Origin of the sequence: Candidatus Thiosymbion oneisti (assembly GCF_900092655.1) — a bacterium.
Taxonomy (GTDB): domain Bacteria; phylum Pseudomonadota; class Gammaproteobacteria; order Chromatiales; family Chromatiaceae; genus Thiosymbion; species Thiosymbion oneisti.
On the sequence record NZ_FLUY01001633.1, the window covers coordinates 1 to 8,998 of the forward strand.

An 8,998-nucleotide genomic window follows, 5' to 3' on the forward strand; every position below is an offset into this window, starting at 1 on the left:
GCGGCGCGGGTGGAACCTAAGTGCCCGGATTCCCGGCCAACGCCGCTGGTATCCCCCGTGACTGAGGTTCGATGCGGCCGTGCCGCTTTGCCGGCGCACTCCAAAGCAGCCCCGTAGGGCGGGAAAGCGCAGCGCATCCCGCCTTCAGCCGCTCACCACACCATTGATGCGGTTCGCGCCTCCTCGTGATGCCATCCTGAATTGACCTGCCGCGCTCACCGCACCTTTGTCCCTTTGCAAATTCGCATTTTGAATCCGCAGATTACGCAGGTTTTCACAGATTAAGAATGAAATAATCTGCGGAAGTCTGCGTAATCTGCGGATATAAAGTTCGAAAATCAATCCCTTCCGCCTTTGCGGTTCACGGCGTAGGGATGGCCTGAAGCAAAAGGGGAGCGGTCCGGTCCGGGCGGAAGGGGTGCAGTGCGGAGAGGTCTTCTTGCACGGAATCCAGGGGGCTGTGGGTGTCGGCGTCCGTGGTGGGTACGACGAGCAGATCGAGAACGACCCGCTTGTGTTGGGCGGTGATGTTCCCGATCCACAGGGGCGCCTTGCCGTCGATGCGATAGCCGGTCGGCCACAGGCGCAGCACCAGCCGGCGCTTACCAGGGCTGGGCTTGACCAGGGTCAGGGCCTCGTGGCGGCCTTGGTGGACATGGGGGATGACGGGGAGCTCCGCCAGAGGCAGGGAGGGGGACAGCAGCTTGATGGCCCTGCCCCAGCTCAGCCTGGGTCCCGGCTCCCAGCCCTGGTGGGCGAGCTGGTCGCGCAGGTCGGCGAGCTGGCCGGCATACTGGAGGTTCAAGGGATGATGGCCGGCCTTCCGCAGGTCGTCCCGGGTTCGCGGCAGGATACGCCAGACCCTGGTCCTCCAATCGGCGTCGGTGATGGCGGTGGTCGCTAGGGGTCGGTCGTGGAAGGCAGGATCGGGATCTTGAGACAGGATGCTTTGGAGGCCGAAGGCGACTGCACAGGTCCCTAGGGCAATAGATCCGAGCCGATGCCAGGCGGGCTCGCTCTCCCGGTGGCGACGATAGGCCAGTCCCAGGGTAGCCACCCAGGCCAGCCCGAGGGTGAGGCTGCCCAGGACAGCGGTGAGCCAGTGGGCGCCGAAGTAGAGCCGGGAGATGCCCACCAGGGTGATGAGCATACCGGCCCAGGCGTAGGGCAGCCAACGCCAGGTCGGGGTCATGCCGCCGGCGAGCACTACGGCGAGGAAGCCGTAGACCACCGTGGCCCGCAGGGTGTGGCCGCTGGGGAAGGCCCAAGGCGTGAGTCCGTCCGGCCCGGGGTCAGGGCGCGGGATCTGGAGCAGATACCCGAGCAGCGGCCCGGCGAGGATAGCGAAGGTCCCCGCGGCGAGCCAGTAGTTGGCATGACGGTGCTCGCCGCGCCGGTACAACCAGCCGCAGACCACCAGGATCAGGGGCAGGATGACGGCGAGATCCCCGAGCCGGCTGAAGCCGGCCATGAGCTGGTTCGCCGTCGGGGTTTGGAGGCTGAGTGCGAGACTCAGCACCGTCCGGTTCAGCGGTAGATCCGATGCCCCGGCGACGGTGAAGCCGGTGACCAGGGCGAACAACAGGGTGGTCAGGAGCAGGACCCCGGCGAGGGCGGTGAGGGCCGCGGCATCCGGGTGTCCGGGATCGGCGAGGGCACGGGCGATCTCGCCCATCCGCGGGTGAAATTCCGCCCGGCGCAGCAGGCCTTCGATCCAGCCCTTGGCACGGGGGCTGTAAAGCAGGAAGACTTGCCGTACCCCCCAGGCCACGGCCCAGACCACGACCGCTAGGGCGAGCAGCAGCAGCACCAGATGGAAGGCGGCCTCGGCGGCCAGCTCCAGGGAGGCGCCGAAGACGATGCCCGGCAGCAGGTAGGCGGGGGCCCAGGCGATGGCGGAGAGGATATTGGCGACCAGGAAGCGCCCCACCGGCATGCCCAGCATACCGGCGACCAGCGGAATGACCGCCCGGATGGGACCCACGAAGCGCCCGAAGGCGACGCTCTTGCCGCCGTATCGCTGGAAGAAGCGGACCCCGCCGGCCAGGCTGTCCGGATAACGGGTGAAGGGCCAGAGGCTGGTCAGCCGTTCCCGGTAGTGGCGCCCGAGCCAGTAGCTGAGTCCGTCCCCGACCACGGCGCCGGCGATTGCCCACAGGCACACGGGCCAAAAGTCCAGGGCGCCGGCGGCGATCAGGGTCCCGGTGCCGACCATCATGATCGCACCCGGCACCATGAGTCCGACGATGGCTAGGGATTCGGTCAGGGCTACCAGGAAGACACCCAGATAGGCCCAGCCGGGATTGGCCGCGACCCAGGTCAGCAGATCCCGGAGCAGCTCGGCCATGGGGTAGTGGTCGGGGTCGGCCGAGTACGGCAGCGTCGAAATACCAATGGAAAACTGTTCTGGAACCCCTCGAACAGCACCGAGACCTCCATGAAGATCGCCAAGGCCACCGCGCGTTTTTCCTGCCAGGAGAGTCCGTAGCGGACCAGATAATTGCGCTGGGTACCTGCCGTAAGGCCCCATTTACTCATATCCTGTCTATAGGTGACCTTGTATCCCGGCGCGCCGTCGTGAAAATGGGCGAGCCGTTCCAGAGGGTCCACATAGGGAAAACTGCTCGGACCAGGGCAGTCATAGAGCCTGCGAGGATCGACCCCCGGTGGGAGATCGCCGCCCCGGATCTGCTTCCAGAGATTCTTGACGCCGACGAATTGATATTTGGCGTCGACCTTTACATGGCCCAGATCGATCCAACCACAGTTGCAGGTGTAGATAAGGCGTTTACTTTTAATGTCATCACGATTCGACACCGGTTACTCCTATTCCAGATAGGTGATTTCAAATCGGTCCGGTGGCATGGCTACCAACCTAAGCCAACGGTCATCCTGATGGAAATAGAGGTATTCCCGATCATAAATTTGTCGCTCCGGCCCCTGATAGCCCCGCTCCAGGAGCAGAGCTTGGTAATGGGCGATGGCAGCAGTCGGATCGGACGTATAGCAGTAGCGCGTAACCGTCGAAGGCTTAGGTCCATCGCCGGCACTAGAATGGTAGAGGGCGGGTCCGGTGCAATAATCCAGCGGTAGGTGGTGGATGATGTCCGGTACCAGGAGCCAGTAATCGAGCGAGCAACGCCGGAAATAGCGTGACTCGCCGAAACCGATGGTTAGGAGCCACCAGAATACGACGAGCATTACCAGAAGGATGCCGGTGACAGTCAAAAAAATCGGCGCGCGCATAGCAGCAGCTTGTCGCCCTGTTCGCCATTGATGTAGCCGCGTTAGAAAAAGCTCTTTAGGATCAAGGCTACAATGCCGGCGAATGTGGCACTCAACATCCATTTGACGAGGCGGAACTCGCCATCCATACGCAGCTCAAGTCGCTCGATGTCCTGCTTGAGTCGCTCGATGTCCTGCTTGGTTGCCAACTCTGCCTCACCGGAAGCCTCCTTGAATGCTTCGGCAACGGCTTCGGCCTGGGCCTCCGGGATGCCGGAATCCTTGAGGCGGCGAACGAACTTCAGGGTATCGAAAGTTATGCTGGCCATATTCCGAAGGGTTCCTTGTGGATTTCAGACTTGGTTCACATCCGCATGGGCCGGCCCGACGTTATCCGGGAACAACCGCGAAGGCCTCCGCTGCCGCCCGCAGGGTGGCGGCGATATCTTCCTCGCTATGGGCCGCGGAGAGGAAGCCCGTCTCGAAGGCGGAGGGAGCGAGGTAGACCCCCCGCTCCAGCATGGCGTGGAAGAAGGCGCGGAACTGGTCCTGGTTACAGGCGGTGGCCCCTGCGAAGTCGGTCACCCGTTCCGCGGCGGTGAAGAAGAGACCGAACATGGCCCCGACCCGGTTGCTGGTCAGGGGTACGCCAGCGGCCGCGGCCTGCGCTTCGAGCCCGGTGACCAGCTGCTCGGTCTTAGCCTCCAGGTCCTGGTAAAAGCCAGGCCTACTGATCAGCTCCAGGGTAGTGAGCCCGGCGGCCATAGTCACCGGGTTACCGGAGAGGGTGCCGGCCTGATAGACGGGACCTAGGGGGGCGATCTTTTCCATGACGTCCCGGCGGCCGCCGAAGGCCCCCACCGGCAGACCGCCGCCGATGACCTTACCCAGGGTGGTGAGATCGGGGGTCACCCCGTAGCGCCCCTGGGCCCCGCCGAGCGCCACCCGGAACCCGGTCATGACCTCGTCGAAGATGAGCAACCCGCCGTAGCGGTCGCACAGCGCGCGCAGTCCTTCCAGAAATCCCGGCTCCGGGGGGATGCAGCCCATGTTGCCGGCCACGGGCTCGACGATGATGCAGGCGATCTCTTCTCCGCTGCGGGCAAAGGTGTCCCGGACCTGATCCAGGTCGTTGTAAGCGAGGGTTACCGTGAGCTCGGCCAGGGCCGCCGGTACGCCGGGCGAGCTGGGCTCGCCCAGGGTCAGGGCGCCGGAGCCTGCCTTGACCAGCAGGGAGTCGGCGTGGCCGTGGTAGCAGCCCTCGAATTTCACCAGCTTGTCCCGACCGGTATGGCCGCGGGCCAGCCGGATGGCGCTCATGGTGGCCTCGGTGCCGGAGCTGACCATGCGCACCAGGTCCAGGGAGGGTATCAGCTCGCAGAGCTGGTCCGCCATCCGGGTCTCCAGCTCCGTAGGGGCGCCGAAGGAGAGGCCCTTGTGCATGCGGTCGGTAACCGCCGCCAAGACCTGGGGGTGGGCATGGCCCAGGATCATGGGGCCCCAGGAGCCCACATAGTCCAGATAGCGGTTGCCGTCCGCAGCGAACAGGTAGGGGCCGGCGGCACGCTCGAAGAAGATCGGATCGCCACCGACGCCGCGGAAGGCCCGGACCGGGGAGTTGACGCCGCCGGAGATATGGCGCTGGGCCGCGGCGAAAAGGTCATGGGATCGGGTCATGGGTCGCAATCTCTGGCGTGAAAGAGCGCGTCGAAGGCGGCGGCCGCGGCGCGGATGTCGGGTTGGCCGAAGACGGCGTCGACGGCGGCCAACATATCCGCGCCGGCCGCAATCGGTAAGGCGCCATTCTCGGGAGTAATACCGCCGATGGCAACCAGCGGCATCGTGAGGTGCCGGCGGGCCTGCCGCAGCAGTTCCGGCGTGGCCTGAACGGCCAGGGGCTTGGTGGTGGAAGGGAAGAAGCGCCCGAAGGCAACATAGTCGGCGCCGATTGCCTGGGCCTGCAGCGCCCGTTGGAGCCGGTCGTAACAGGAGACGCCGATGATGGCCCCCGGTCCCAGGCGGCTTCTCGCCTCCCGCGGGTCGGGGTCGTCTTGGCCCAGGTGCACCCCGTCGGCGCCGATCCGGGCCGCCAGGTCCAGGTCGTCGTTGACGATGAGCGGGACGGCGGCGGCGCGGCAGACCGCAAGCAGGGAACGGGCCGTGCGCAAGCGTGCGGCCGGATCGCCGCCCTTGCTCCGGTATTGGATCAGCCGGGCACCACCGGCGATGGCCTGTTCGACCTGCTCTATCAGGGGCTCTATCAGGGGCGGGGCGGTCCTCGGGAGCTGGCTCGGGACTTGGGGGGTGATGGCGTAGAGCCCGTACAGTCGGCTCATTGCAGTGGTCCCGGACTATCGAGGGCGAAGAGCCGGTTGGGAGTGAGCTGGCAGCGGCCGGTGCGCAGGGCGCGGTTCAGGCTCTCCCAGGTGTAGGCCTGGGCCTCGGCGACGGCGTCCTCCGGATCCAGGCCCCGGACGATCCGGGCCGCGACGGCGCTTGCCAAGGTGCAGCCGGAACCATGATAGGTGCCTTGCAGGCGCGGCCAAGACCACTCCCGGCGGCTGTCATCGTGACCGTAGAGCCGGTTGATCACTTCATCCCCCGGAGCATGGGTGCCGGTGATCAGCACCCAGGGGCAACCGGTCTGCAGTAACCCTTGGGCGCAGTCATCCGGCTCCTTGAAACTGCTCAGGATCCGGGCCTCCGGGAGGTTCGGCGTCACCAGGGCGCAGCGTCCGAGCAGATGGTTGCGCAGCTGGTTGACCAGGGCGGTGTCTGCGACCCACCGCCCTTTGCCGGAGGCGAGCACCGGGTCCAGGATCAAGGGTAGCTGCGGATGCCCGGTAGTGAGTTCGCAGAGGACCCGGACGATCCGCGCGCTGCCGAGCAGGCCGATTTTGAGGGCGCCGACACGGCTGTCGGCGAGCACCCGGCGGCATTGGTCCTCGATCATCCGGGGCCCCTGGGGCCACAGGCGGACGACGCCGCAGGTGTCCTGATCGGTCAGGCAGCTAATGACGCTGCAGGTATGGACCCCGACCGCCCGCGCGGCCTCCGCATCGGCCTGAATGCCCGCTCCGCCGCTGGGGTCATGCCCGCCCACACAAAGTAGGACCGGCTCGAGATCAGCGGGTATCATCACCGCAGGTGCCGATCTTTCGGCGCCCGGTTGTCGCCTTCATTGGGCTGTCACCGCCGGTAGCTTGAGGGTGTTTTGTCGTTTGCATATAATTAAATGTTCACCCATGCCGATGTAGCTCAGCCGGTAGAGCAACGCATTCGTAATGCGTAGGTCCGCGGTTCGAATCCGCGCATCGGCTCCAAAAGCATGGGGTCGCAGATGGTTCCAAACGGCCCCGTGCATCCGTATCTGGCCTTGGATCTCGACGCCGACGGCCCCGCGACCTGGAGCGGTTGACGCGGAGCGATTATAGTGGGTTTTCGGAGGGAGGTTGTGAGCAGGCGTTGCTTCTATCCGCTACCGGTGCTCGTGGCGGTCGTCATGTTCGTCAGCGGCTGCGGTACCACCAAGCTACCTGACCTCGTGGACCTCAGGGGGAACCGGCCATGGGTCTTCCTCGCCGATGCCGAGGTACAGCAGGCGAAATCCCTCGCGATGGGATCGGCGGTAACCAAGGGTTGGAAGATCGCCGACGCCTCGGGCGACAAGCTCCTGGTCAGACGTCCGCTGAGTACCACCACGGCAATGGCAATCGCAGGTGAGCCGGTCTCGACGGCTGCGGTAGAGGTGAAAACGGATTTCAACCAACGCCGAGCGGGTGTCGATGTGGTTGTCGCCGCCACCATGGTGGCCGCCAAAATAACGGCCAAGGGACAAAAGTCAGTGCTCAGAATCGATGTTACGGATAGCTACAGAAATGAATTGGATCTTTCTCTTAACGCGTTACGACGGTCGTGGGAGGAGAACCGCTGGCGCATTGCCGCGGCCATGCGGCCCTTACCAACCAAGGATGTGGTCTCCAAAGGCGAGGACACGGAAGATACCTTCGGCGCGATAGCGGGCAGGGAGACCGATACCGCAGCGGCGTCCCCGCCGGAAAAAACCGCCGCGGCACCAATTGCGGCCTCGAGTACCGACAACAGGGCCATGACCGCCGCTGTACCAAGTACCCGCGGCCAGGCCGCGCCGGTCGAAGATCGAGCCCTATCGGCGCCGCCCCCTATTACATCGGGCACCACCGACAGGGCCATGACCGCCGCTGTACCAAGTAGCCGCAGCCGGGTCGCGCCGGTCGAAGATCAAGCCCCATCGGCGCCGCGCCCCATTACCCCGAGTGCCCTCGATAGGGCCATGACCGCCGTTGCACCAAGTAGCCGCGGCCGGGTCGCGCCGATCGAAGATCAAGCCCTATCGGCGCCGCGCCCCATTACCCCGAGCGCCACCGACAGGGCCATGGCCGCCGTTGCACCAAGTAGCCGCGGCCGGGTCGCGCCGGTCGAAGATCGAGCCCTATCGACGCCGCGCCCCATTACCCCGAGCACCACCGACAGGGCCATGGCCGCCGCTGTACCAAGTAGAAGTAGCCGCGGCCAGGCCGCGCCGATCGAAGATCAAGCCCTATCGGCGCCGCGCCCCATTACCCCGGGCACTACTGACAGGGCCATGACCGCCGTTGCACCAAGTAGCCGCGGCGGGGTCGCGCCGCCGGTCGAAGATCGGGCCTTATCGATGCTGTACTCCATTACCCCGAGCACTACCGACAGCGCCATGACTACCGCTATACCAAGCGGGGTGGGGGGTATCAACGATGGGGCTATGACCGCCGTTCCACCAGTTGGGGTCTCGAGCAGGGCTGCGCCGATCGAAGATCGTGCCCTATCGACGCCGCGTCACATTACACGGAGCACTCCACCAAGCACCCTATCAGCAGTAGGCCCGACCGGCATATCCGCCCTGGATTATGCGAGGAAAGCGGGCGCTTGGGCCTACTACGCCGAGCAGTATGCAAGGACCCACGGGTGTGAACCCTTGGGTGGCAGGACTACCCTCGAATATACGCATCCCAAGTTCGAGCTGCACCGAGTCCGGTGCGAAAACGGAGGCAATTTTTTCCTCAGATGTAGCGCGGGGACCTGCATCAGGGTGGCGGAGAACTAACGGGGTAACTTGGCCTTTCTCGCGGTCTCCTCTGGCGTGAGAAGCAGTCCGGAACCCAACACCCATTGCATCTGTTGCGGCGCCAACGGCGGACCGAATCGACAATGGGCGTAAGGGGCGAAACAGCGCAAGTACCTGATCTGGGGCGAAGTCCCACGGTCCATCCGGAGGGTGGTCTCCTGGAATAGGAGGTCATCGCAACCAAAGCCTCCTATTCCCGCCGGCATCCGCGTGTTGTAATCCCGGATGAATGCCTGCTCGATCCGACCCACCAGGAAGCGCCCGGGCTCGATGCGCCGGGGCTGCTCCGAGACCTCGTCGGTCTCGAGCTCGCACCAGGGATCATAACGATTTACGCCTTGTACCTTACGGCCACGTTGGAATTTCGCGTGCGCCTGATGCGGCGGGATCATGAGCGGCTCTTCGAGCACGAGGAAAAGGGGTGTCCGTACCTCATTGCGTTGCAGACCTTCGCAACCTACGACGAGCAAAACGGCGCATGCGATCGGAAGCGCGAAGCTGAAACGCAATCGGCTCGGTGAGAAAGACAATGACGGGAACCGGTTCGGAAACATAATAGAGTTGTTCCCTTTGTAACATTCTTTAAAATCAGTATGTTACGAGGACCATTTGGCGTCTAACCCTTTGTTTTCT

General features: G+C 64.5%; 9 protein-coding genes and 1 tRNA gene. 2 read left to right on the forward strand and 8 right to left on the reverse strand.

The window, feature by feature from the left end:
* Positions 1-361 precede the first annotated feature (361 nt).
* The 7 genes from BQ17_RS16705 to thiD form a co-directional block, all read right to left on the reverse strand.
* A complete protein-coding gene (locus BQ17_RS16705; protein WP_176722486.1) occupies positions 362-2,347 on the reverse strand; it encodes a bifunctional DedA family/phosphatase PAP2 family protein in 1,986 nt (661 codons plus the stop codon).
* Positions 2,320-2,817 carry a hypothetical protein gene (locus BQ17_RS22090; RefSeq protein WP_176722487.1) on the reverse strand — a complete coding sequence of 166 codons (498 nt, stop codon included), beginning with the start codon at positions 2,815-2,817 and terminating at the stop codon, positions 2,320-2,322. The genes BQ17_RS16705 and BQ17_RS22090 overlap by 28 nt, the downstream gene beginning before the upstream one ends.
* Before the next feature lie 9 nt (positions 2,818-2,826).
* Positions 2,827-3,246, reverse strand: a complete 420-nt coding sequence (locus BQ17_RS21030; protein ID WP_218068324.1) for a hypothetical protein — start codon at positions 3,244-3,246, stop codon at positions 2,827-2,829.
* Between the two features lie 41 nt (positions 3,247-3,287).
* On the reverse strand, positions 3,288-3,554 hold the full coding sequence (locus BQ17_RS16715) for a hypothetical protein (RefSeq protein WP_089728994.1): 267 nt from the start codon (positions 3,552-3,554) through the stop codon (positions 3,288-3,290).
* Positions 3,555-3,615: 61 nt separating this feature from the next.
* Positions 3,616-4,902, reverse strand: coding sequence for a glutamate-1-semialdehyde 2,1-aminomutase (gene hemL, locus BQ17_RS16720; protein ID WP_089728998.1), 1,287 nt, complete (start codon positions 4,900-4,902; stop codon positions 3,616-3,618).
* Entirely contained in the window at positions 4,899-5,561 is a 663-nt protein-coding gene (gene thiE / locus BQ17_RS16725; RefSeq protein ID WP_089729000.1) for a thiamine phosphate synthase, read from the reverse strand. The genes hemL and thiE overlap by 4 nt, the downstream gene beginning before the upstream one ends.
* Positions 5,558-6,364 carry a bifunctional hydroxymethylpyrimidine kinase/phosphomethylpyrimidine kinase gene (gene thiD / locus BQ17_RS16730; RefSeq protein WP_089729002.1) on the reverse strand — a complete coding sequence of 269 codons (807 nt, stop codon included), beginning with the start codon at positions 6,362-6,364 and terminating at the stop codon, positions 5,558-5,560. Before thiD ends, thiE begins: the two co-directional genes overlap by 4 nt.
* 108 nt (positions 6,365-6,472) lie before the next feature.
* Here thiD and BQ17_RS16735 point away from each other — a divergent pair.
* Positions 6,473-6,548: transfer RNA gene (locus BQ17_RS16735), tRNA-Thr, on the forward strand.
* Positions 6,549-6,679: 131 nt separating this feature from the next.
* Positions 6,680-8,344, forward strand: a complete 1,665-nt coding sequence (locus tag BQ17_RS16740; RefSeq protein WP_141699336.1) for a hypothetical protein — start codon at positions 6,680-6,682, stop codon at positions 8,342-8,344.
* Here BQ17_RS16740 and BQ17_RS16745 read toward each other — a convergent pair.
* On the reverse strand, positions 8,341-8,757 hold the full coding sequence (locus BQ17_RS16745) for a hypothetical protein (protein WP_141699337.1): 417 nt from the start codon (positions 8,755-8,757) through the stop codon (positions 8,341-8,343). The genes BQ17_RS16740 and BQ17_RS16745 overlap by 4 nt on opposite strands.
* Positions 8,758-8,998: the final 241 nt, after the last annotated feature.

Bases quoted from the DNA above. Each gene is read 5' to 3' on its own strand.
- BQ17_RS16705 (WP_176722486.1), bottom strand. From the start codon at position 2,347: ATGGCCGAGCTGCTCCGGGATCTGCTGACCTGGGTCGCGGCCAATCCC.
- BQ17_RS21030 (WP_218068324.1), bottom strand. From the start codon at position 3,246: ATGCGCGCGCCGATTTTTTTGACTGTCACCGGCATCCTTCTGGTAATG.
- BQ17_RS16715 (WP_089728994.1), bottom strand. From the start codon at position 3,554: ATGGCCAGCATAACTTTCGATACCCTGAAGTTCGTTCGCCGCCTCAAG.
- hemL (WP_089728998.1), bottom strand. From the start codon at position 4,902: ATGACCCGATCCCATGACCTTTTCGCCGCGGCCCAGCGCCATATCTCC.
- thiE (WP_089729000.1), bottom strand. From the start codon at position 5,561: ATGAGCCGACTGTACGGGCTCTACGCCATCACCCCCCAAGTCCCGAGC.
- thiD (WP_089729002.1), bottom strand. From the start codon at position 6,364: ATGATACCCGCTGATCTCGAGCCGGTCCTACTTTGTGTGGGCGGGCAT.
- BQ17_RS16745 (WP_141699337.1), bottom strand. From the start codon at position 8,757: ATGATCCCGCCGCATCAGGCGCACGCGAAATTCCAACGTGGCCGTAAG.